Origin of the sequence: Micromonospora sp. NPDC007230, assembly GCF_042869115.1 — a bacterium.
Taxonomy (GTDB): Bacteria; Actinomycetota; Actinomycetes; order Mycobacteriales; family Micromonosporaceae; genus Micromonospora.
Genome location: NZ_JBIAFE010000001.1, coordinates 123,827 through 146,332 on the forward strand (window position 1 = coordinate 123,827; position 22,506 = coordinate 146,332).

The 22,506-nt window shown below is 73.6% G+C and carries 19 protein-coding genes; 8 read left to right on the top strand and 11 right to left on the bottom strand.

All coding sequences use genetic code 11. The features are described from left to right. Positions 1–4: 4 nt before the first annotated feature. Together ACFYML_RS00590 and ACFYML_RS00595 are read left to right on the top strand one after the other, a co-directional pair. A complete protein-coding gene (locus ACFYML_RS00590) occupies positions 5–1,192 on the top strand; it encodes a pyridoxal phosphate-dependent aminotransferase (RefSeq protein ID WP_387418628.1) in 1,188 nt (395 codons plus the stop codon). Beyond that, a complete protein-coding gene (locus ACFYML_RS00595; protein WP_387418629.1) occupies positions 1,189–2,298 on the top strand; it encodes a threonine aldolase family protein in 1,110 nt (369 codons plus the stop codon). Before ACFYML_RS00590 ends, ACFYML_RS00595 begins: the two co-directional genes overlap by 4 nt. Positions 2,299–2,827: 529 nt before the next feature. Here the strand turns inward: ACFYML_RS00595 and glmM are convergent. From glmM to ACFYML_RS00630, 7 genes are all read right to left on the bottom strand, one after another. Further along, positions 2,828–4,183 carry a phosphoglucosamine mutase gene (gene glmM, locus ACFYML_RS00600; protein ID WP_357438115.1) on the bottom strand — a complete coding sequence of 452 codons (1,356 nt, stop codon included), beginning with the start codon at positions 4,181–4,183 and terminating at the stop codon, positions 2,828–2,830. Positions 4,184–4,301: 118 nt separating this feature from the next. Continuing rightward, positions 4,302–4,766 (bottom strand): 30S ribosomal protein S9, encoded by a 465-nt coding sequence (gene rpsI / locus ACFYML_RS00605; protein WP_030501567.1) that lies wholly within the window; start codon positions 4,764–4,766, stop codon positions 4,302–4,304. Positions 4,767–4,786: 20 nt separating this feature from the next. Then, the gene (gene rplM, locus ACFYML_RS00610) at positions 4,787–5,230 is read right to left on the bottom strand and encodes a 50S ribosomal protein L13 (RefSeq protein ID WP_073834885.1); all 444 of its coding nucleotides are present in this window, start codon (positions 5,228–5,230) and stop codon (positions 4,787–4,789) included. A gap of 190 nt (positions 5,231–5,420) precedes the next feature. Next, positions 5,421–6,791 (bottom strand): MFS transporter, encoded by a 1,371-nt coding sequence (locus ACFYML_RS00615; RefSeq protein WP_387418630.1) that lies wholly within the window; start codon positions 6,789–6,791, stop codon positions 5,421–5,423. Positions 6,792–6,913: 122 nt separating this feature from the next. Further along, positions 6,914–7,207 carry a hypothetical protein gene (locus ACFYML_RS00620; RefSeq protein ID WP_387418631.1) on the bottom strand — a complete coding sequence of 98 codons (294 nt, stop codon included), beginning with the start codon at positions 7,205–7,207 and terminating at the stop codon, positions 6,914–6,916. Next, complete coding sequence (locus ACFYML_RS00625; protein WP_265007346.1) at positions 7,197–7,457, bottom strand: DUF6364 family protein; 261 nt, start codon at positions 7,455–7,457, stop codon at positions 7,197–7,199. Before ACFYML_RS00625 ends, ACFYML_RS00620 begins: the two co-directional genes overlap by 11 nt. A 146-nt stretch (positions 7,458–7,603) precedes the next feature. Next, positions 7,604–8,299: a class I SAM-dependent methyltransferase gene (locus tag ACFYML_RS00630; protein WP_387418632.1), complete on the bottom strand. Its 696-nt coding sequence runs from the start codon at positions 8,297–8,299 to the stop codon at positions 7,604–7,606. Positions 8,300–8,445: 146 nt separating this feature from the next. On the opposite strand from ACFYML_RS00630, the gene ACFYML_RS00635 reads away from it, so the two are divergent. The 5 genes from ACFYML_RS00635 (at position 8,446) to ACFYML_RS00655 (ending at position 16,270) form a co-directional block, all read left to right on the top strand. After that, a complete protein-coding gene (locus ACFYML_RS00635; protein WP_387418633.1) occupies positions 8,446–10,638 on the top strand; it encodes a molybdopterin oxidoreductase family protein in 2,193 nt (730 codons plus the stop codon). 112 nt (positions 10,639–10,750) lie between these two features. Continuing rightward, on the top strand, positions 10,751–12,211 hold the full coding sequence (locus ACFYML_RS00640) for an FAD-dependent oxidoreductase (protein ID WP_387418634.1): 1,461 nt from the start codon (positions 10,751–10,753) through the stop codon (positions 12,209–12,211). 26 nt (positions 12,212–12,237) lie between these two features. Further along, entirely contained in the window at positions 12,238–14,769 is a 2,532-nt protein-coding gene (gene nirB / locus ACFYML_RS00645) for a nitrite reductase large subunit NirB (RefSeq protein ID WP_387418635.1), read from the top strand. Next, positions 14,766–15,182, top strand: a complete 417-nt coding sequence (gene nirD / locus ACFYML_RS00650) for a nitrite reductase small subunit NirD (protein WP_387274805.1) — start codon at positions 14,766–14,768, stop codon at positions 15,180–15,182. Before nirB ends, nirD begins: the two co-directional genes overlap by 4 nt. Beyond that, complete coding sequence (locus tag ACFYML_RS00655; RefSeq protein WP_387418636.1) at positions 15,182–16,270, top strand: uroporphyrinogen-III synthase; 1,089 nt, start codon at positions 15,182–15,184, stop codon at positions 16,268–16,270. The genes nirD and ACFYML_RS00655 overlap by 1 nt, the downstream gene beginning before the upstream one ends. A gap of 80 nt (positions 16,271–16,350) precedes the next feature. Here the strand turns inward: ACFYML_RS00655 and ACFYML_RS00660 are convergent, their stop codons facing one another. The 4 genes from ACFYML_RS00660 to ACFYML_RS00675 all read right to left on the bottom strand — a co-directional run bounded on the left by ACFYML_RS00660 (position 16,351) and on the right by ACFYML_RS00675 (position 20,784). Next, positions 16,351–16,974 (bottom strand): ATP/GTP-binding protein, encoded by a 624-nt coding sequence (locus tag ACFYML_RS00660; RefSeq protein ID WP_387418637.1) that lies wholly within the window; start codon positions 16,972–16,974, stop codon positions 16,351–16,353. Further along, a complete protein-coding gene (locus ACFYML_RS00665) occupies positions 16,955–17,317 on the bottom strand; it encodes a DUF742 domain-containing protein (protein ID WP_387418638.1) in 363 nt (120 codons plus the stop codon). The genes ACFYML_RS00660 and ACFYML_RS00665 overlap by 20 nt, the downstream gene beginning before the upstream one ends. A gap of 66 nt (positions 17,318–17,383) precedes the next feature. Next, entirely contained in the window at positions 17,384–17,791 is a 408-nt protein-coding gene (locus ACFYML_RS00670) for a roadblock/LC7 domain-containing protein (protein ID WP_013288588.1), read from the bottom strand. Beyond that, positions 17,788–20,784 (bottom strand): nitrate- and nitrite sensing domain-containing protein, encoded by a 2,997-nt coding sequence (locus tag ACFYML_RS00675; RefSeq protein WP_387418639.1) that lies wholly within the window; start codon positions 20,782–20,784, stop codon positions 17,788–17,790. The genes ACFYML_RS00670 and ACFYML_RS00675 overlap by 4 nt, the downstream gene beginning before the upstream one ends. A 445-nt stretch (positions 20,785–21,229) precedes the next feature. Between ACFYML_RS00675 and ACFYML_RS00680 the strand changes: the two genes are divergently transcribed. Then, complete coding sequence (locus tag ACFYML_RS00680) at positions 21,230–22,411, top strand: ABC transporter substrate-binding protein (RefSeq protein WP_387418640.1); 1,182 nt, start codon at positions 21,230–21,232, stop codon at positions 22,409–22,411. Positions 22,412–22,506: the final 95 nt, after the last annotated feature.

The following is a 22,506-nucleotide window of genomic DNA, read 5'->3' on the forward strand; positions in this document are numbered from 1 at the left end:
CCGCGTGACGACGACCGATCCGCTGGTGGCCCGGATGCGGCCGTTCGGCACCACCATCTTCGCCGAGATGTCCGCGCTGGCCGTGCGCACCGGGGCGGTCAACCTCGGCCAGGGCTTCCCGGACACCGACGGCCCGCCGGAGATGCTCGCGGCCGCCGCCGAGGCACTCCGCTCCGGCCACAACCAGTACCCGCCGGGCCCGGGGATCCCGGCGCTGCGCGCGGCCGTCGCGGCCCAGCAGCGCCGCTTCTGGGATCTGGCGTACGACCTGGACGGCGAGATCGTGGTGACCGCCGGCGCCACCGAGGCGATCGCCGCCAGCATCCTCGCCCTCTGCGAGCCGGGTGACGAGGTGGTCTGCTTCGAGCCGTACTACGACTCGTACGCGGCCTCGATCGCGCTGGCCGGTGCCGTCCGCCGCCCGGTCACGCTCCGTCCCGCCGCCGACGGCCGGTACGCCGTCGACCCGGCGGAGCTGCGCGCCGCGTTCGGGCCGCGTACCCGGCTGGTGCTGCTGAACTCCCCGCACAACCCGACCGGCAAGGTGTTCACCCGCGACGAGCTGGCCCTGGTCGCCGAGCTGTGCCAGGAGCACGGCGCGTACGCGGTCACCGACGAGGTGTACGAGCACCTGGTCTTCACCGACGCGGCCGCCCCGCACGTACCGCTGGCGACGCTTCCCGGGATGCGGGAGCGGACGCTGCGCATCTCCTCGGCCGGCAAGACCTTCTCCTGCACCGGCTGGAAGGTCGGCTGGGTGAGCGGGCCCGCCCCGCTGGTCTCCGCGGTGCTGCGGGTGAAGCAGTTCCTCACCTTCGTCAACGCCGGGCCGCTGCAACCGGCCGTCGCACTGGCGCTCGGCCTGCCCGACGCCTACTTCACCGACTTCCGGGACGGCCTGCAGCGACGGCGGGACCAGCTCGTCGCCGGGCTCACCGACGCCGGGTTCGACGTGCTCGCCCCCGAGGGCACATACTTCGTCACCGCCGACGTCACCCCGCTCGGCGGCCGGGACGGGGTCGAGTTCTGCCGATCGCTGCCGGAGCGCTGCGGTGTGGTGGCCGTGCCGACCCAGGTCTTCTACGACGACGCCGAGGCGGGGCGGCGGCTGGTCCGGTTCGCCTTCTGCAAGCGCCCGGAGGTGCTGACCGAGGCGGTGGACCGGCTGCGCCAACTGAAGGGAAACCGATGACCGACCCGAACGCCGGCCGGCTACGCCGGATGGCGGCGCAGCGCAACTGCGACACGGTGCTCTCCGGCAGGCCGCCGGCCTCGGTGGCCGAGCAGTTGGAGGCGCTCCGAGCGATCACGACCGACGACCTGCTGCCCGACTTCTACGGCGAGGGCGGGGCGGTCGAGGAGCTGGAATGCCGCGTCGGCGAACTGCTCGGCACCGAGGCCGTCGCCTTCTTCCCCACCGGCACGATGGCCCAGCAGGTCGCCATGCGGTACGGCGCCGAGCTGACCGGACGCAACGGCGTCGGCCTGCACCCGCTCAGCCACCCGATGCTGCACGAGCGGGACGCGCCCGCCGTGCTCGGCGGCCTGCGGCCGGTACGCACCACGGACGCGCCGCGCAGCCCGACCGCCGAGGAGGTCGCCGCGCTCGACGAGCCGGTCGGCACGCTGCTGCTGGAGCTGCCGCTGCGTGACGCCGGGTTCGTCCTGCCGACCTGGGACGAGCTGGTCGCGGTGGTCGAGGCGGCCCGGCAACGGGGTGCCCGGGTGCACCTGGACGGTGCCCGGCTCTGGGAGTCCACCGTCCATCTGGGACGCACACCGGCCGAGGTCACCGCCCTGGCCGACAGCACGTACGTCTCGTTCTACAAGTCCCTCGGCGGGCACTCCGGTGCGGCGTTGGCCGGCTCCGCCGAGCTGGTCCGCTACGCCCGAGCCTGGCGGCACCGCTACGGCGGAAACCTCTTCCAGCAGTCGCCGGCCGCCCTGGCCGCGCTCGCCGGCCTCGCCCACGAGCTGCCCCGGCTCGCCGGCTACGTGGCGCACGCAAAGGTGGTGGCGGCGGCGCTGGCCACCCTGCCTGGTGCCAGGGTGCACCCGGCGCCCCCGCACACGCACCAGTTCCGGCTCTGGCTGCCGCACCCGGCGGACGCGCTCAACGCCGCCAACCTCGCGCTCGCCGAGGAGGAGAAGGCGTGGTTCGTCGGCGGCTGGCGGGACACCGAGGTGCCCGGCATCGCGCTGGCCGAGGTGACGGTGGCCGCCCCGGCGCTGGAACTGGACGCCGACCAGGTGGTCGACCTGGCCGACCGCTTCCTGCGCCGGCTGCCGCCGCGCTGACCACCGGGCGTCCCGGACGCGGCGGGGCACGCCAGGATGGCCCGGGCGGGGCGGGGCACGCCAGGATGGCCCGGGCCGCCAGGACCATCCACCGGTACCACGCCAAGGTCGCCATCGCCCGTTTCTCCCTTTGGAGCTGATGTCGTCAGCGGCTCCCTTTGGAGCTGATGTCGCCAACGACTCAGGTGGGGCCTGATGTCGTCAACGGCTCACGCCGTGCGCCCGCCGGTCGATCCGGTCGGACCCGGTTGCCACCGCGCCGGGCTGATATCGCCATCGACTCAGCTCCACGAAGACAGACAGCGGTGTCAGCCGACCCCGAGGCCGATATCGCAAACGACTCAGCTCCAGAGGAGCCGGACACACAGCTCCTGCCACGGCCTGGTCACCGACGACGACGGGGAGGCATCGGGCTGAGCTACGCCACCAGGTCGATATGCCCGGCCAGTCACCGGACGCCGAGCCTTGGGCTCGAGGACACCCCAGAGCGGAAGGGCCAGCGCAGACAGCTGCCGGGCCGGAACGGCGGTCAGCCGGCCGGGCTGGCGGTGCGTACCTGCTCGGCGATCCGCTCCGCGACGGACCGGGCGGTGGTCTCGGTGGCCGCCTCGACCATGACCCGGACCAGCGGCTCGGTGCCGGAGGGGCGCAGCAGCACCCGGCCGGTCTCGCCCAGCTCGGCCTCGGCCCGCTCCACCTCGGCCCGGACGGCCGGCGCGGCGGAGCCCACGGTCCGGTCGCCCACCGGCACGTTGATCAGGACCTGCGGCAGCTTGGTGACCACGGCGGCCAGCTCGGCGAGCGACTTGCCGGTGGCTGCCATCCGGGACATCAGGTGCAGCCCGGTGAGCACCCCGTCGCCGGTGGTGGCGTACGCGGGCATGACGATGTGGCCGCTCTGCTCGCCGCCCAGGGCCAGCCCGGAGGCGCGCAGTTCCTCCAGCACGTACCGGTCGCCGACCTTGGTCTCGAGCAGCCGGATGCCCTCGGCGGACATGGCGAGCTTCAGGCCCAGGTTGCTCATCACGGTGGCGACCAGGGTGTCCTCGGTCAGCGCGCCGGCCTCCCGCATGGCCAGGGCGAGGATCGCCATCACCTGGTCGCCGTCGACCTCGTCGCCGTCGGCGGTGACCGCCACGCACCGGTCGGCGTCGCCGTCGTGGGCGATGCCCAGGTGCGCGCCGTGCTCCACCACGGCGGCCCGCAGCGCGTCCAGGTGGTTGGAGCCGCAGTCGTCGTTGATGTTGAGCCCGTCCGGCTCGGCGCAGATCGCGATCACCTCGGCGCCGGCCTCCTGGTACGCCACCGGGGCGACCTCGGCAGCCGCGCCGTTGGCGCAGTCGACCACCACCTTGATCCCGTCCAGCCGGTGCGGCACGGTGCCGACCAGGTGCTGGACGTAGTGGTCGGCGCCGTCGAGCAGGTCGTGCACCCGGCCCACCCCGGCGCCGATCGGCCGCTCCCAGGCGGTGGTGGCGTTCGCCTCGACCGCCGCCTCGATCCGCATCTCGATCTCGTCGGGCAGCTTGTGCCCGCCGGCGGCGAAGAGCTTGATCCCGTTGTCCGGCATCGGGTTGTGTGAGGCGGAGAGCATGACGCCCAGGTCGGCCTTGGCCTCGGCGGTGAGGAACGCCACCGCCGGGGTGGGCAGCACGCCGACGCGTACCACGTTGGCGCCGGCGCTGGTGAGCCCGGCCACCACCGCGGCCTCCAGCATCTCGCCGCTGGCCCGGGTGTCCCGGCCGACCACGGCGAGCGGCGGATGACTCTTGTCCGACTCGGCGAGTGTGTGCGCGGCGGCGACCGCAACCGCGAGCGCCAACTCCGGGGTGAGATCCGCGTTCGCCCGCCCGCGTACGCCGTCCGTGCCGAACAACCGGCCCATACCCGCCAACCTCCGATGGAACTGCCGTTGCGAGGAGAGGAAAAGCGAACGGCCGGGCCACCTCCCGTAGAGGAGGCGGACCCGGCCGTCCGTCAGAAGTACAAGGCGCTGCTGATGATCAGCGCTTCGAGTACTGAGGAGCCTTACGGGCCTTCTTGAGGCCGTACTTCTTGCTCTCCTTGACCCGGGCGTCACGGGTCAGGAAGCCGGCCTTCTTCAGGGCCGGGCGGTCGTCCGGCTCGCTGACGATCAGCGCCCGGGCGATGGCGAGGCGCAGCGCGCCGGCCTGGCCGGTGGTGCCGCCACCACGCAGGTTGGCGATCACGTCGAACGCCTCGGCCTTCTCGGCGGTCACCAGCGGGTCCTTGATCAGCTGCTGGTGCACCTTGCTCGGGAAGTAGGCCTCGAGGTCACGGCCGTTGCAGGTGATCTTGCCGCTGCCGGGGACGATGCGAACCCGGACGATGGCCTCCTTGCGCCGACCCACGGTCTGGATCGGGCGGTCGCCACGAGGCGCGCGGGCGACGGGCGCCGGCGCCTCGGTGGCCTCAGGGGCAACCTCGGTGGCGGTGATGTCGGTCATGCTGCTTCCTTCGCCCGCGCTCACTGCGCGATCTGCTTGATCTCGAACGGCACCGGCTGCTGCGCGCCGTGCGGGTGCTCGGCACCGGCGTAGACCTTCAGCTTCTTGAGAATCTGACGGCCGAGCTTGTTGTGCGGGAGCATCCCCTTCACGGCCAGCTCGATGGCCCGCTCGGGACGCTTGGTGAGCAGCTCCTCGTAGCCGACCTGCTTCAGACCACCCGGGTAACCGGAGTGGCGGTAAGCGATCTTCTGCTGGCGCTTGTTGCCGGTCAGCGCGACCTTGCCCGCGTTCACGATGACGACGAAGTCGCCCGTGTCGACGTGCGGCGCGAAAGTCGGCTTGTGCTTGCCACGCAGCAGCGTGGCGGCGTGGGTCGCGAGGCGGCCCAGCACGACATCAGAGGCGTCGATGACGTGCCACTGACGCTCGATCTCACCCGGCTTCGGGCTGTACGTACGCACAGGTCTACCTTGTCTCGTCGTCGGTCTGGGGTCGCGCGCCGAGGTGACCAGGCGCGCACGAACGACCAAGCGTACCTGATGCGGCACGCCTAAGAATGTCGTACAACAGCAGGCAACGATACCCGGCCGCCCGGCGACAGGTCAAAACGGGGTGGTCCCCGCGCGGCCCGCGCTTCCACCATGGCGCAGGTCACACGCCGGACAGCTTACGTGGCCCCGGCCGCAGGTACACCACCCAGGTCACCGCGAAGCAGAGCGCGTACCAGCCGATGAAGGCCAGGTAGGCCGCGTCCGCGGTCCCGGCGGCGAGGAAGGACTGCCGGAAGGCCACGTTGACCAGCACCCCGCCCGAGGCGCCGACCGCCCCGGCGATGCCGATCAGCGCCCCGGACCGCCGCCGGCTGCGGCGCTCGGCCGCCGCCCGGTCGCCGGTCCGCTCCGCCTCGGCGGCGGCCCGGGCCCGGAAGATCGCCGGGATCATCTTGTATGTCGACCCGTTGCCGATCCCGGAGAACACGAAGAGCGCCAGGAACCCGACCAGATAGAGCGGGAACGACCGCTCGCGGGCGGCGTACAGCACCAGCGTGGCGCCCACGGCCATCGCCGCGAAGTTCCAGAAGGTGACCCGGGCCCCGCCGAGCCGGTCGGCGAGCTGGCCGCCGACCGGCCGGATCAGCGAGCCGATCAGCGGCCCGAGGAAGGTCAGCCAGGCGGCGTCGACCGGAGTCGGGAACCGGTCGTGGAACTGGAGCTGGAGCACCTGGCCGAAGGCGAACCCGAAGCCGATGAACGAGCCGAAGGTGCCCACGTAGAGCAGCGACATCACCCAGGTGTGCGGGTCGCGGGCGGCGGCCCGCAGTGCCCCCGGCTCGTTGCGCGCCCCGGGGACGTTGTCCAGCCAGCGCGCCGCGGCGAGCGCCGCGAGCACGATCAGCGGCAGGTAGACCGCCGGCACCAGCCGGGGGTACGCCGCTCCGGCGGTGGCCAGCACGGCCAGCCCGACGAGCTGCACCGCCGGCACGCCGAGGTTCCCGCCGCCGGCGTTGAGCCCGAGCGCCCGACCCTTGAGCCGGTCCGGGAAGAACAGGTTGATGTTCGCCATCGACGAGGCGAAGTTGCCCCCGCCGACCCCGCTCAGGCAGGCCAGCACCATCAGTGTCGAGTACGACACCCCCGGCTCGATCAGCAGCGCCATCGGCACCGCCGGCACCAGCAACAGCAGCGCGCTGACGACGGTCCAGTTCCGCCCGCCGAACCGGGCCACCGCCAGCGTGTACGGCAGCCGCAGCACCGCGCCCAGCGCGGCCGGCACGGCGGTGAGCAGGAACTTCCCGGCCGGGTCGATGCCGTACTCCGGGCCGAGGAAGAGCACCGTCACCGACCAGAGGCTCCACACGGAGAAGCCGACGTGCTCGGCGAAGATCGAGACGTACAGGTTGCGGCGGGCGATCGGGGCCCCGGCGGTGTCCCAGAACCCGGGGTCCTCGGGGCGCCAGTCGGTGATCGACCGCCGGCGCCCGGCGTCGGGGGCCGGGGCCCGGGGGGAAGCGAGCGTGCTCACGGCGACTCCTCCTCGTCGATGACGAGGGGGACGCTAGGAACGGCTGGTTTCCCGGCCGTGCCCGTCCCGGGTCGGGCCGGAAACGGAGACCGCACGTCCGCCGAAAGCCGGCGGTGAGCCGGTCAGAGCTCCTGGAGGATGCGCAGCGCCCGGCCGACCCGTTGCATGGTCTCGGTGTCGGCGACGTCCACGCACTCGGTGAACCACTTCTTCATGGGCGACGAGAGCCGGTCGGGCATCACCACGTAACCGCCCATGACCACCGCGAGGGGTGAGTCCCGCAGCAACGATTCCTCGACCACCTCGGCCACGATCACGATCGGTACGTCGGTGGAGTTGTAGACGTCGGAGCTGATCACCAGTCCGAGCCGTTCCCGGGCGCCGGAGATGCGCCAGACCTCTCCCCTACGCAGCACGCGGACGTCCGCCGCCGAAGAGGGCGTCGTCGACCATCGCGGCCTCCTGGGCGTCGGCCAGGGCCGCGGACTCCAGATCCAGGCCGGCGCGGCCGACGGCGGCGGCGTGCGCGGTGAAGACCTCGCGCAGCGCCTTCTCCCGGGCGGCCTGGTCCATCCAGGCGGAGAGGGAGAGCCCTTCCCGCTTGGCGAACCGGCGCGCCTCCTCGATCGTCTCGTCCGAGAACGACAGCGTCACCTTGGCGGTCATGCCGGACAGATTACCCACTGGTATGACCAGCAGTCATCCCCCCTCGCGCCCGTCGGCGAACCGGACAGCGAGGCACGGGCGGGGCGGACGGGACGTGGCCGCTCAGGCTGGCCGGCCTCGACGTGGCGGTCGAGCCGCGCCGACCGTCACGGGCGGCGGCCGCCGAAGACGGCGAACCGCCACTCCTTGAAGAAGCAGTCCACGTCGGTCAGGCCGGCGTCGGTGAGCCAGCGGCACTGGTCGGTCACCGGCGCCGGCCGGTCGTGCCGCATCCGCTCCCGGGCCGCGGCGATCTCCTCGGCGTCCGAGCCCAGCTCGGTGATCCGGGCCGTCCAGACCTCGTCGTAGCGCCGGTCCAGCGCCGGGGTCGGGCCGGCGACCTGCTCGGCGTTGACGAACACCCCACCGGGCACCAGTGCCTCGGCCGCCCGCCGGTAGAGCGCCCGCTTGCCGTCGTCGGCCAGGTGGTGGATGGCCAGGGCCGAGACCACCGCGTCGTAGCGGCCGGCGGGCAGCGGGTCGGCCAGATCGGCGACCACCGTCCGGTGCGGCACGCCTCGGGCGGCCAGGTGGCCGGTGGCCACCGCGAGCATGCCCGGCGCGGCGTCGACCAGGGTCAGCCGGACGCCCGGCACCGCCGCGGCGAGCAACAGGGCGAGCAGGCCGGTGCCCGCGCCCAGGTCCAGCACCTCGGGGGTACGCCCCGACGCGAGCGCCGCCCGCAGCGGCGGTGCGGCGACCTGGACCGCGGTGCCGTAGAAGGCGTCGAAGCAGGGCACCAGCCGGCGCCGGGCCTCGTCGTAGCTCCCCGCCACCGCGTCGAACGCGTCCGCCACACTCATCGCGCCTCCCATTATTCAGGATTTCCGTCTCATATTCTAAACCTGCCCATCCGGCCCGTCACTCCCGTGCGGTGTGAGGCGCTCTTGACAGGACCGAAACAGACGGGACCCGGACCGGAAACCGCCCGCCGGCACGCTTTCCCGACATGACACAGGGTGCCCGCGTGACGACGCGACCGGGGGTCCACCGCCGGGAGGTCGCCACGCACTGCCCGTACTGCGCGCTCCAGTGCGGCATGGTGCTGCGCGAGGCCACGGGGCGGATCGAGGTCGCGCCCCGCGATTTCCCCACCAACCGGGGCGGCCTGTGCCAGAAGGGCTGGACCGCCGCCGAACTGCTCGACCACCCCGACCGACTGGCCACCCCGCTGCTGCGGGACCGGCCCGGCGCACCGCTGCGCCCGGCGAGCTGGGACGAGGCCCTCGACCGGGTGGCCGCCGGGATCCGCGCCGTCCAGGACCGGCACGGGCCGGACGCGGTCGCGGTCTTCGGCGGCGGCGGGCTGACCAACGAGAAGGCGTACGCGCTCGGCAAGTTCGCCCGGGTGGCGCTGCGTACCCGGCACATCGACTACAACGGCCGCTGGTGCATGTCCTCGGCCGCCGCGGCCGGGCTGCGCGCCTTCGGCGTCGACCGGGGGCTGCCCTTCCCCCTCGCCGACCTCGGCCGGGCGGACACCCTGCTGCTGGTCGGCGCGAACCCGGCCGAGACCATGCCGCCGCTGCTGCGGCACCTCGCCGACCAGCGCGCCCGGGGCGGCCAACTGATCGTGATCGACCCCCGGCTCACGGCCACCGCCCGGCAGGCCGACCGGCACCTGCAGCCGTTGCCCGGCACCGACCTGGCGGTGGCCAACGCGGTGCTGCACGTGGCGCTCACCGAGGGCTGGCTCGACCGGGCGTACGTGGCCGACCGGACCAGCGGCTTCGACGAGGTCCGACGGACCGTGGCCGGGTACTGGCCGGCCGAGGTGGAACGCCTCTCCGGGGTACCGGTGGCCGACCTGGAGGCGACCGCCCGGGCGCTCGCCACGGTGGACCGCGCGATCATCCTCACCGCGCGGGGCGCGGAACAGCACGCCAAGGGCGTCGACACGGTCAGCGCGTTCATCAACCTGGCGCTCGCCCTGGGCCTGCCCGGCCGCCCCGGCTCCGGGTACGGCTGCCTCACCGGGCAGGGCAACGGCCAGGGTGGGCGGGAACACGGGCAGAAGGCCGACCAGCTCCCCGGGTACCGGCGGATCGACGACCCGGCGGCCCGGGAGCACGTGGCGCGGGTCTGGGGCGTACCCGCCGACGACCTGCCCGGGCCCGGGGTGCCCGCGTACGCCCTGCTGGACTCGCTCGGCACCGCGGCCGGCCCCCGGGCGCTGCTGGTCTTCGGCTCCAACCCGGTGGTGTCGGCACCCCGGGCGGCCCGGGTCGAGTCCCGGCTCCGCGCCCTCGACCTGCTGGTGGTGGCCGACTTCGTGCGCTCCGAGACGGCCGATCTGGCCGACGTGGTGCTGCCCGTCGCGCAGTGGGCCGAGGAGGACGGCACGATGACCAACCTGGAGGGTCGGGTGCTCCGCCGGCGGGCGCTGCGGGAGCCGCCGCCCGGGGTCCGCACCGACCTGGCCGTCCTCGCCGGCCTGGCCGCCCGACTGCACGCAGGGGCCCTTCATCGCGCTCCGCACCGTACGGACCCCTTCCCAACGCAAGGCCCCGCTGTCAGCAGCGGGGGCAACGCGGCCGGCGGGCACGGCTTCCCGGCCGATCCGCGCGCCGTCTTCGAGGAACTGCGCCGGGCTTCGGCCGGCGGGCCGGCGGACTACGCCGGCGTGACCTGGGAGCGGGTCGAACGGGACGAGGGCGTCTTCTGGCCCTGCCCCGACCCGGACGGGCCGGACACGCCTCGGCTCTTCACCGAGTCCTTCCCGACGCCGGACGGGCGGGCCCGGTTCCACCCGGTGACGCACCGGCCGGCCGCGGAGGAGGTGTGCGCCGAGTACCCGCTGCACTTCACCACCGGCCGGGTGCTCGCCCACTATCAGTCCGGCGCGCAGACCCGGCGGGTCGACGCGCTGCGCCGGGCCGCCCCGGAGGGCTTCGTCGAGCTGCACCCGGACCTGGCCGACCGGCTCGGCGTGGCCGGGGGCGACGAGGTGCGCGTCGTCTCCCGCCGGGGCGAACTGCGGGCGCCGGCCCGGCTCAGCCCGGCGATCCGGCCGGACACCGTCTTCGCGCCGTTCCACTGGCCGGGCGCGGCGCGCGCCAACTCGGTCACCAACGACGCCGTCGACCCGGTCTCCGGAATGCCGGAATTCAAGATCTGCGCCGTCCGGGTGGAGAAGGCATGAGCGAGCGAAGCGAGCGAATCATCCGGCACAGCGCCTTGGAGCCTCATGGCCGATCGGAGCGGAGATCGGTCATGAGCGAGCGGAGCATCGGACACTGCCCGGCGGAGTCGCCATGAGAGTGGTCATCGTCGGCTACGGGATGGCGGGCGCGCGGCTCGCCGCCGAGCTGCACGCGCGCGACGGCGACCGGAAGGTCACCGTGCTCGGGGCGGAGCAGCACCGGGCGTACAACCGGATCATGCTCTCCGCCCTGCTGGCCGGAAAGATCGACGAGCCGGACGTGGAGCTGACCGAGGTCGCCGGGCAGGGCGTGGACGTCCGGACCGGGCTGGCGGTCACCGCGATCGACCGGGACGCGCGGGAGGTACGCACCGCCGACGGCGACCGGCACGGCTACGACCATCTGGTCCTCGCCACCGGCAGCCGGGCCGTGGTGCCGCCGCTGCCCGGGCTCGACCCGCTGCCCGACCGGGTGGTCCCGTTCCGCACCCTGGACGACTGCCGGCGGATCCTCGCCGCCGCCCGGGGCGCCCGCCGCGCCCTGGTGCTCGGCGGCGGGCTGCTCGGGCTGGAAGCCGCGCGCGGGCTCGCCGCCCGAGGGCTGGACGTGACCGTGGTCCACCCGACCGGATGGCTGATGGAACGACAGCTCGACCCGACCGCCGGGGCGGTGCTCGCCGGCACCCTCGCCGGGCTGGGCGTACGGACCGCGCTGGCCGTCCCGGCGACCGGGGTGGCCGCCGACGCCGACGGGGTCCGCCTCGACCTCGCCGACGGCCGCTCGCTCCACGCCGACCTGCTGGTGCTCTCCTGCGGCGTACGCCCGGACACCGCCCTGGCCGCCGCGGCCGGGCTGGCCGTGGATCGGGGCGTGCTGGTGGACGACCGGTTGCGGAGCAGCGACCCGCGCATCTCGGCGATCGGCGACTGCGCCCAGCACGCCGGGGCGCTGACCGGGCTGGTCGCCCCGGCCTGGGCGCAGGCCCGGGTGGTGGCCGAGGTGCTGGCCGGCGAGGACCCGCTCGCCCGGTACCGGCCACGGCCGGTGGTGACCCGGCTCAAGGCGGCCGGCATCGACCTCGCCGCGATGGGCGACACCGCCGACGGCACACCGCCCGCCGGCACCGCCCCGGATGACGGCGGACCGGTCGAGGAGTTGACCTTCGCCGACCCGACCCGCGGCACGTACGCCCGGCTGCGGATCCGCGACGGCCGGTTGACCGGGGCGATCCTGCTCGGCGACAACCCGGCCGTCGGCACGGTGGTGCAGCTCTTCGACCGGGGTGACCCGGTGCCCGCGGACCGCCGGGCGCTCCTGCTCGGGCGGGCGTTCGGCGCCACCCCGGCCACCCCCGCCGCGTCCCCGGCGCTGATGCCGGACGCGGCCACGGTGTGCCAGTGCAACGACGTCCACAAGGGTGCGCTGGTGGCGTGCTGGCGTGCCGGCGCCCGGACCGTCGAGGAGCTGTCGGCGGCGACCCGGGCGGCGACGGGCTGCGGCGGCTGCCGGGACGCGGTGGCCGGCATCGCCGACTGGCTCGCCGAGGCGGACCCGGTGGCGGTGACGCGATGAACGGACGGGACAGCGGAGGTGATGGCATGCGGGGCGGCAGACTGGTGGTCGTCGGCAACGGCATGGTCGGGCAACGCTTCGTCGAGGCGTTGCGGGCCCGGGACCACGACCGGCGCTGGCGGGTGACGGTGCTCGCCGAGGAGCGGCAGCCGGCGTACGACCGGGTCCGGCTCTCGGCCTTCTTCGACGGGGTCGGCGCGGCGGAGCTGAACCTGCACACTCCCGACGAGGGGGTGGTGCTGCACCTGGGCGAGCCGGCCACCGGGATCGACCGGACGCGGCGGGTGGTGACCACGGCGACCGGCAGCCACCCGTACGACGCCCTGGTGCTGGCCACCGGGTCGTACGCCTTCGTGCCGCCCGTCGACGGCGCCGACCTGCCGGGGGTGTTCGGCTACCGGACGCTGGACGACCTGGCCGCGATCCGGGAGCACGCCCGGGGCCGGCGGGCCGGGGCGGTGATCGGCGGCGGCCTGCTCGGCCTGGAAGCGGCGAACGCCCTACGCCTGCTGGGCCTGTCCACCAGCGTGGTCGAGTTCGCGCCCCGGCTGATGCCGGTACAGGTGGACGAGGCGGGCGGGGCGATGCTCCGCCGTTACGTCGAGGAGCTCGGCGTCACCCCGTACCTGGGGGTGGCCACCACCGCGCTGCGCCCCGGCCCGGACGGCACGGTCGCCACGCTGGAGCTCTCCGACGGCCGTACGGTCGACGCCGAGCTGGTCGTGGTGGCCGCCGGCATCCGGCCGCGGGACGAGCTGGCCCGGACGGCGGGCCTGCCGCTCGGGCCGCGGGGCGGGGTGCTGGTCGACGCCACCTGCCGGACGGCGGACGAACGGATCTGGGCGGTCGGCGAGTGCGCGGCGGTGGACGGCACCTGCCACGGCCTGGTCGCTCCCGGGTACGCGACCGCCGAGGTGGTCGCCGACCGGCTGCTCGGCGGGGCGGCCACCTTCCCCGGCGCGGACACCGCGACCAAGCTCAAGCTGCTCGGGGTGGACGTGGCCTCGTTCGGTGACGCGCACGGCACCACCCCGGGCTGCCTCGACGTCACCTTCACCGACCCGGCCACCCGCACGTACGCCAAGCTGGTCCTCTCCGACGATGCGCGGACGCTGCTCGGCGGCGTCCTGGTGGGCGACGCCGGCGCCTACCCGACGCTGCGGGCGAGTGTCGGCGGGCCGTTGCCCGCTCCCCCGCTGGCCCTGCTGGCACCGGCCGGCGGCGCCCCCGCCGGGGTCGGCGCGCTGCCGGCCGCGGCCCAGGTCTGCTCCTGCAACGCGGTGACCCGGGCGGACCTCGACGCGGCGATCGCGGGCGGGGCGGGGGACGTGCCGGCGTTGAAGGCGTGCACCCGGGCCGGTACGAGCTGCGGTTCCTGCCTACCGATGCTCAAGCAGCTCCTCGACGCGGCCGGGGTGCGGCAGTCCACCGCGCTCTGCGAGCACTTCGACGCCAGCCGGCAGGAGCTGTTCGACATCGTCCGGGTCCGCGGCATCCGCACCTTCTCGCAGCTGATCGCCGAGCACGGGCGGGGGCGCGGCTGCGACATCTGCAAGCCGGTGGTGGCCTCGATCCTCGCCTCCCTCGGCACCGGGCACGTGCTCGACGGCGAGCAGGCGTCCCTCCAGGACACCAACGACCACTTCCTGGCCAACCTGCAACGGGACGGCAGCTACTCGGTGGTGCCCCGGATCCCCGGCGGGGAGATCACCCCGGAGAAGCTGATCGTGATCGGCGAGGTGGCCCGGGACTTCCGGCTGTACACCAAGATCACCGGCGGGCAGCGGATCGACCTGTTCGGGGCCCGGGTCGAGCAGCTCCCGCAGATCTGGCGCCGGCTGGTCGACGCCGGCTTCGAGTCCGGCCACGCGTACGGCAAGGCACTGCGCACGGTGAAGTCCTGCGTCGGTGAGACCTGGTGCCGGTACGGGGTGCAGGACTCGGTCGGGCTGGCCGTCGCGCTGGAGCTGCGCTACCGGGGACTACGCGCCCCGCACAAGCTCAAGGCGGCGGTCTCCGGCTGCGCCCGGGAGTGCGCCGAGGCGCGCGGCAAGGACTTCGGCGTCATCGCCACGGAGACGGGCTGGAACCTCTATCTCGGCGGCAACGGCGGCTTCCGGCCCCGGCACGCCGACCTGTTCGCCACCGACCTGAGCACCGACGAGCTGGTCACGCTGATCGACCGCTTCCTGATCTATTACATCCGGACCGCCGACCGGTTGCAGCGCACCGCCGCCTGGCTCGAGGCGATGGAGGGCGGGCTCGATCACCTGCGCTCGGTGCTGGTGGACGACGCGCTCGGGCTCTGCGCCGAACTGGACGCGGCGATGGCGCGGCACGTCGCGTCGTACTCGGACGAGTGGCGGGACGTGCTGGCGGACCCGGAGCGCCTGCGCCGGTTCACCTCGTTCGTCAACGCCCCCGACGTGCCCGATCCGTCCATCACGTTCACCGTCGAACGCGGCCAACCGGTGCCCGCGCGCGGCGCACCACCGGCGGCCGGTGCCGACCGCCGCCGCCAGCCGGTGGCGCTCGGCCTTCCGGAGGTACGCCCATGAGCCAGCGCAGCGAGCGAATCAGTCAGCTCAGCCTCTTGACCTCGTCGCGACGCCGGGCGGAGCGAGGTGACGCGACGAGGAGGCTCGACTGGACGTCGGTCTGCCCGCTCGACCGGTTGGACCCCGATCGCGGGATGGCCGCGCTGGTCGACGGCGTGCAGGTGGCGCTCGTCCGGACCGGCGGCGAACTGTACGCGGTCGACAACCTCGACCCGGTCGGCGGCGCGTACGTGATGTCCCGGGGGATCGTCGGCAGCCGCGGCGGCGTGCCGACGCTGGCCTCACCGCTGCACAAGCAGGTCTACGACCTACGGACCGGGTGGTGCCTGGACCTCCCGGACGTGGCGCTGCGGCGGCACGAGGTGCGCTGCCGGGACGGGCAGGTCGAGGTGCGGCTGCGGCAGGAGGAGTGATGCGGGAGGAACTGGCCGGCTTCACCATCGGGGTCACCGCCGACCGGCGACGCGACGAACTGGCCGCGCTGTTGCAGCGGCGCGGCGCGCGGGTGGTGCTCGCCCCGGCCCTGCGGATCGTGCCGCTGGCCGACGACACCGACCTGCGCGAGGCCACCCGGGCCTGCCTCGACCGCCCGCCGGACGTGCTGATGGCCAACACCGGCATCGGGATGCGCGGCTGGCTGGAGGCGGCCGAGGGGTGGGGCCTGGGCGAGCCCCTGCGTGCCGTGCTCGCCCGGTCCTACGTGGTCTCCCGCGGCCCGAAGGCGACCGGCGCGATCCGGGCCGCCGGGCTGCGCGAGCACTGGTCCCCGGCCTCGGAGAGCTGCGACGAGGTGATCGACCACCTGGTCCGGCGCGGCGTGGCCGGCCAGTTGGTCGCGCTCCAACTGCACGGCGAGCGGCAGCCGGAGTGCACCGAGGCGCTGGAAGCGGCCGGTGCCACGGTGCTCGAGGTACCGGTCTACCGGTGGGCGCCGCCGACCGACCCGGCTCCGCTGCACCGGCTGATCGACCTGGTCGCGGGGCGGATGGTCGACGCGGTCACGTTCACCTCCGCCCCGGCGGCCGAGGCGCTGCTGCGGGCGGCCGGGGACCGCACCGAGACGGTGCTGGCGGCGCTGCGGGGGGACGTGCTGGCCGGTTGCGTCGGCGCGGTCACCGCCGAACCGCTGGTCCGGCGGGGGGTGCCGGTGGCCGCCCCGAGCCGGGCCCGGCTGGGCGCCTTGGTGCGGACGATCGTGGACGAGCTGCCCCGCCGGACGGTGACCGTGCGGGCCGGCGGGCACCAACTGACGCTGCGCGGGCACGCCGCCGTGGTCGACGGGGAGTTGCGACCGCTCGCGCCGGCCCCGATGGCGGTGCTGCGGGCGCTCGCCGCGTCGCCCGGCAAGGTGCTGTCCCGCACCGCCCTGCTGCGTACCCTGCCCCGGGGCGCGGACGAGCACGCGGTGGAGATGGCGGTCGCCCGGCTGCGGGTCGGACTGACGGCGCCCCGGGTGGTGCAGACCGTGGTCAAGCGCGGCTACCGCCTCCGCGTGGACTGACGGCAGCGGGGGCTGCCTTCGGCGCACCGATCCGGCCGAGCCGCCCGTCCGGTCCGGCTACGGACGGGACGGGCGGACGGTCAGCCGACCGAGGCCGGGTAGCCCCGATCGTGCTCGGCCTGCAGCCGGAGCATGGCGTGCTCGACCACGGTCACCAGCACCTGCTTGACCGACTCGCGATGCCGGGCGTCGCACATCACCAGCGGCACGTCGGGCGAGATAGCCAGCGCCTCGCGGACCTCCTCCAGCTCGTACTGCGCGGCGCCGTCGAACCGGTTCAGCGCCACCACGTACGGCAGGTTGCGGTTCTCGAAGTAGTCCAGCGGGGCGAAGGCGTCGCTGATCCGCCGGGTGTCCACCAGCACCGTGGCACCCACCGCACCCCGGATGATCTCGTCCCACATGAACCAGAAACGGGTCTGGCCCGGCGTGCCGAAGAGATAGAGGATCAGGTCCTGGGCCATGGTGATCCGGCCGAAGTCCATGGCGACCGTGGTGGTCTCCTTGCCGGGCACCTTCGACGGATCGTCGATGCCCACCCCGGCCGCGGTCATCAGCGCCTCGGTGGTCAGCGGCGTGATCTCGGAGATCGCGCCGACCAGGGTGGTCTTGCCCACCCCGAAGCCACCCGCGACCACGATCTTCGCGGAGATGATCTCCCGGCTGCGGCTCGCCCCGGCGGGGTCATAGTTCGCGAAGTCCACTTAGCACCCTTCCCAGCAAGTTCATCCGCTCCTGGAACCCCGTCACGGGAGCGGCAGTGTGTAGCGTCAGCAGGCCCTCGGCCACCAGGTCGGCGACCAGCACCCGGGTGACGCCCAGCGGCATCCGGGTGTACGCGGCGATCTCCGCGAGCGACTGCGCCCGGCCCTCACAGACCAGGGCAATGCGGTACTTGTCGTGCCCGGCGAACCGCGCCTCGGCCGACTGTGTGGGCGTGCAGGAGAGCACCGCCTCCAACGCGATGTTCTGCAACGGCTCGGTGCGGCCGCGGGTGACCGCGTACGGTCGCACCAGCGCCCCACGCGGATCCCGCCGTGGTTCCATCTCGCGATCACCTCCCTTCGTACGGAGCCGGTCGGCTCCCGGTCACCAGGTCACACCGAACGCCGGTCAGGACCGGACAGCATCCCGCGGCAGCGGGACCAGCGCCTGGCCGACCCGCTCCACCAGCAGCGCCATCTCGTAGCCCACCTGGCCCACGTCGCAACTCCGGGCGGCCAGCACCGCCATCGAGGAGCCGTCGCTGATCGACATGAGGAACAGGTATCCGCTGTCCATCTCGATGACCGTCTGGAGCACCCCGCCGGCGCTGAACATCCGCGCGGCGCCCTCGGTCAGGCTCACCACGCCGGAGGTGATCGCGGCGAGCTGGTCGGCTCGGTCCCCCGGCAGGTCGCGGGAGGAGGCGAGCAGCAGCCCGTCCGCGGACACCGCCACCACGTGGGCGATGCCCGCCACGCTGTCGGCGAAGTTGGTGAGCAGCCAACCCATGTCCTGCATGGCCGCTGGCCTGTTCATCGGTTCGTCTCCTTGGTCGAGTTGCTGTTCAGGTCCGCGCCGGCCGTCCGACCCCGCTGCACACCGCGGTGGTAGGCCGAGAGCAGACCGCGTACTTCGTCCGGCGTGCGCTTGGCGCGGGACCGGCCGCCCTTCGGCTCGATGCCCCCGGGAACGAGTTGGGCCTGCGGCACGCGCTTCGGCAGACCGGAGCGGGTGGTCCCGCCGGTGCTGGGCTCCGCGGCCTGGCTGGCCCGCGCCCAACCGTCGTCGGCCGCCGTCCGCCAGGCGTCCGGGTCGATCGCCGGCGGCGCGGGCGGGGGCACGGCGGCGGGCGGCGGGGTGTACGGCGGCGGCGAGGCCATCGCCGACGCCTGGGCGCCCGGGGTACGGGTCGGCAGCGGCGGCGCGGTGGCGGATCGCTTCGGGGCGGCCGGCGGGTCTTCGTCGAACCGGGGCCGGGCGAAGATCGTGGTCTCGTCCTCGCCGTGCGAGCGGAACCAGACCGCCTCCATCTCCCGGAAGATCGGCGCCTCGGCCGGGTGGGCCGCCAGTGGCGCGGCCGGGGCCGGCTTGGCGACGTCGACCGGCGGGGCCGACGCGAGCGGCTGGTACGCCGACACGGCGGGGTACGCCGGCGGCGCGGAGGTTGGGCCGAGCGGCGTGGCCGGCGCGCTGGTTGCGGCCACCTCCCCGCCCGGGGTCCGCTTCGGCAGCGGGGCGAGCGCGGGGTACCCGAGGGTGGGTCCGCCCAGCGCGTAGCCGGCACCGGAGACGGGGGTCGCCGGGGCGGGCGGCGGCACGGGCGGCAGCGCGCCCGTCACGCCCCCGACCTGCACGGCGGGGCCGGTGTCCCGCGCCTCGTCCAGCGACTGCCAGCGGGCGGGCGGCGTGGGGGTCCGCCACTGGTCGGTGAGCGTGGCCGTGGTGGTCCGCCCCGCGCCGGCCAGCGGTTCTGCGGCGTGGCCCACCGGATTCAGCGGGGCCTGCTCGACGGCGAGCGGCTGGCGCGGCCGGCTCAGCTGGGCCGGGCCCCGGTTCGCCGGCAGCACCACGGTGGAGTTCGGCAGGGTCACCTGGGCGACGGTGCCGCCCTCGACGTTGCGGCGCAGCTCGACCCGGATGCCGTAGCGGGCGCCGAGCCGGCTGACCACGGCCAGGCCCATCAGCCGGAACGCCGCCACGTCGACCGTGGGCGGTGCGGCAAGCCGCCGGTTCAGCGAGTCGAGCTGCTCGTCGCTGAGGCCGAGGCCGCGGTCCTCGACCTGGATCAGCACGTAGTCCCGGATCCGTCGGCCGTCCGCGACCACCGTGGTGTTCGGCGGCGAGAACCGGGTGGCGTTGTCGAGCAGCTCGGCGACCAGGCGGACCACGTCGTTGACCGCGTGCGCGGCGACCGAGATGTCGGTGTCGACGGTGCCGAACTCGATCCGGTTGTAGAGCTCCACCTCGGACTGGGCGGCCCGCAGCACGTCGACCAGGAGCGCGTCGTCCCGGCGCGGCACGGCCGAGTCGGCGCCGGCCAGCACCAGCAGGTTCTCGTCGTTGCGGCGCATCCGGGTGGCCAGGTGGTCGAGTTCGAAGAGCTGGGCCAGCCGCTTCGGGTCCTCCTCGCCCCGCTCGATCGCGTCCAGCTCGCCGATCATCCGGTCGACCAGGTTCTGCGAGCGCCGGGCCAGGTTGAGGAACATCGCCGAGACACTGGTCCGCAGCGCCGCCTGCTCGGCCGCCACCCGGACCGCTTCCCGGTGGACCACGTTGAAGGCCGCCGCCACCTGGCCGACCTCGTCGCGGTTGGTCAGCTTGATCGGGTCCCGGACCTGCTGGACGATCTCGTCCACGCCACCGTCGCCGATGGCGTTGACGTTCTGCAGCCGGTTGACCGCGTCCGGCAGGTCGTGGTTCGCCACCGCCAGGGCGCCCTCGCGCAGCCGGCGCAGCGACTCGTTCAGTGAGCGGGCCAGGACCACGGCCAGGGTCACGGCGATGAACAGGGTGAGCAGGACGATCAGGCTCTCCACGACGGCCTGCCGGATGACGGCCGACAGGACCGCGTCGGCGTCGGCGAGCAGCTGGTTCTGGAGCTGGATCTCGGCCCACCGCATCAGGTCGTTGACCGCGCCGATGGCGGCCGCGGCGTTGTCCCGACCGACGAGCGGGGGCTTGTTGACCGAACGGGACACGTCGTTCGCGACCCGGTCGGCGAGCTGCACCGCGTCGCCGGAGACCGTGCTGTCCACCAGGGCACGCTGTGCCGGCTCGGCGGCCTGGGAGAAGGCGATCAGCGCCTCCTGCTGGGCGGTCAGGGTGCCGATGAAGGAGGAGAACTGTTCCTCGTCGATCCGGCCGGCGGCGAGCGCGGTGAAGACCACCGCCTGCTCCTCGGCGACCTCCGCCTTGGCGTGGGCGAACGCGGCCACCGCCCGGCGGGCATCGGCGATGCCCTCCGCGCCCGGCTGCTGGGCGAGGGTGTCGCCGTACGCGACCAGGTCGCCGAGGATGATGCCGTAGCGCAGGCTCGCCTTTGCCACCGGCATCTGCTGCCGGTCCAGGACCTCCTGCCGGGTGCCGTTGAGGGTGGCCAGGTGGTCGTCGATGACCTTGAGCCGGCTACGGACCGAGGCCGGCACGTCGCCGAGCCCGTTCCGCTCCTCCTGGTACGCCGCGATCCGCTCGTCGGTACGCCGTACCCGCAGGTTGTAGTCGTCCGGCTTCTGCTCCGCCCCGGCCAGGTACGCGGCCGCCGCCATCCGCTCCTTGTGCAGATCCTGGGCCAGCGCCGACACGTCGATCGACAGCGCGGTCAGCGACCGGATCCGGGTGGCGTCGTACGCGCCCTCGCCGACCGAGACGAGTCGGATGGTCGCCAGTGCGATGACGGCTGCCACCGGTACAACCAGGATGAGAGCGAGCTTGGAACGGATGCGCGCGTCTCGCAGCCGAGGCAGCCTCCGTCGCCGGTTCCGCTGATCGGCGTCAGTGCTCTCGGGCAGGGTCGTAGGTCCGGTGCTCACGACATCGCCTCCGTCGTTTCTTCCACGCTTGACCCGCCGACCCGTGCCTGGTGCAGCGGCCAGCGCCACGCGCGGCACGGGCGGAATTTCATCAGAAGAGATCCGACTTGGGAAGTCGCAGTGAGGCAGGAAACGGTCGGCGGCGGCCCAACCCCTGATCCGGTCAACTATTACCTTCATTTCCTCAAGCCCCTGAACAGGGCATGTAACTCCAAGGTGGTCATTCGCATCTGCGCAGTAATTACCGGTTAACGGTCCGTGCCCCCAGCATGTGGGACGACCGTCCCACGCAACTCCCGGCAGCGCGCTTGACCACAGGGCCTGGCATTGGCAAGGTTTTGCAGGCTTCGCGCACACCGTACGGCAGACCAATCCCGTTTCTCCACTGAGGACGGACAAGCGGCGGTGATCGGGCCCGCGCCCACGCCGCACCTGGAGGACTGAGTTGAGCCCCATCCGCTCCGCGAGCATCGCGGCGCTCGCATCGGCCGTGCTGGCCACCACGCTCACCGGCTGCCAGTTCGGCGGGGAGCAGCAGGACATCAGCCCCATCGTCATCGCGGCGGACCTCGAACTGTCCGGCGGCTACGCGCCGGTGGGCAAGGTGTACCGACGCGCGCTGGAACTGAAGGTCGACCAGCTGAACTCCTCCGGCGCACTCGGCGGCCGAAAGATCGAGCTCAAGGTGAAGGACAACCGCTCGGACGCCGCCGAATCCTTGCGCAACATCAACGATTTCGCCAATGACTCGCGGGTCAGCGCCGTCATCATGGGCGGTTGCAACGATTGCGCGATCGGCGCCGCCCCGACGATCGGCGAGAAGCGCATTCCCACGATCGCGCTGGCATCCGCCAGCGCCGTCACCGAACCGGTCGCCGACCGCAAATACGTCTTCAAACTGGCCCCGAACGCCGGCGACAGCGCCGCCGCGCTCACCACCGAACTGGCCCGGAAGGGCTTCCGCAAGGTGGCCGTGCTGTACAGCGCCGACCAGTCGGGCGAGGAAGGGCTGACCGCGCTGCGCCGCGAGTTCGGCAAGGCCGGCATCCGGCTGCTCCGTGCCGAGGCGGTACGGCCCACCGACACCGACGTCAGCGGCCAGGTCTCGCAACTGGTGGCGAAGAAGCCGCAGGCGCTGGTCATCTGGACCCCACCGGAGCAGGCCTCGCTCGCGGCCGACAACGCCCACGAGAACCACTACCCCGGGTCGCTCTTCTTCGACGCGGCGGCGGCGGGCGACCTCTTCCTCGGCGCCTCGGCCAAGTCGACGGAGCAGGCGACGCTGATCTTCACCCAGACCATGGTGATCGACGACGTCATCGCCACCACCCCCGCCAAGGCGGCCCGGCGACAGTGGTTCCAGGACTACACCGCCCAGTACGGCGGCTACAACGGCACCTCCTCGTTCGCGGCCGACGCGGTGCAGCTCATCGCGGACGCCGAGCTGCGCTCCGGCAGCGCGGCCGGCAAGGTGAACCGGGACGCCCTGCGCGACGTCCTGGAGACCTCGCAGCTCGACGGCCTCTCCGGCCCGATCCGGATGACGCCGGACAACCACTCCGGGCTGATGCCGCAGGCGTTGACGACGCTGGTGGCTCGGGGTGGGCGCTGGCGGCTCGCTGGCTGATTTTCTCCTTGCGGTGGGGTGTGGCCCCAGCACAACCGGCTCCGGGCGGTCAGGCTTGATCCCTCCGCCGGTTGCGCTGGGGCCACACCGTCGGT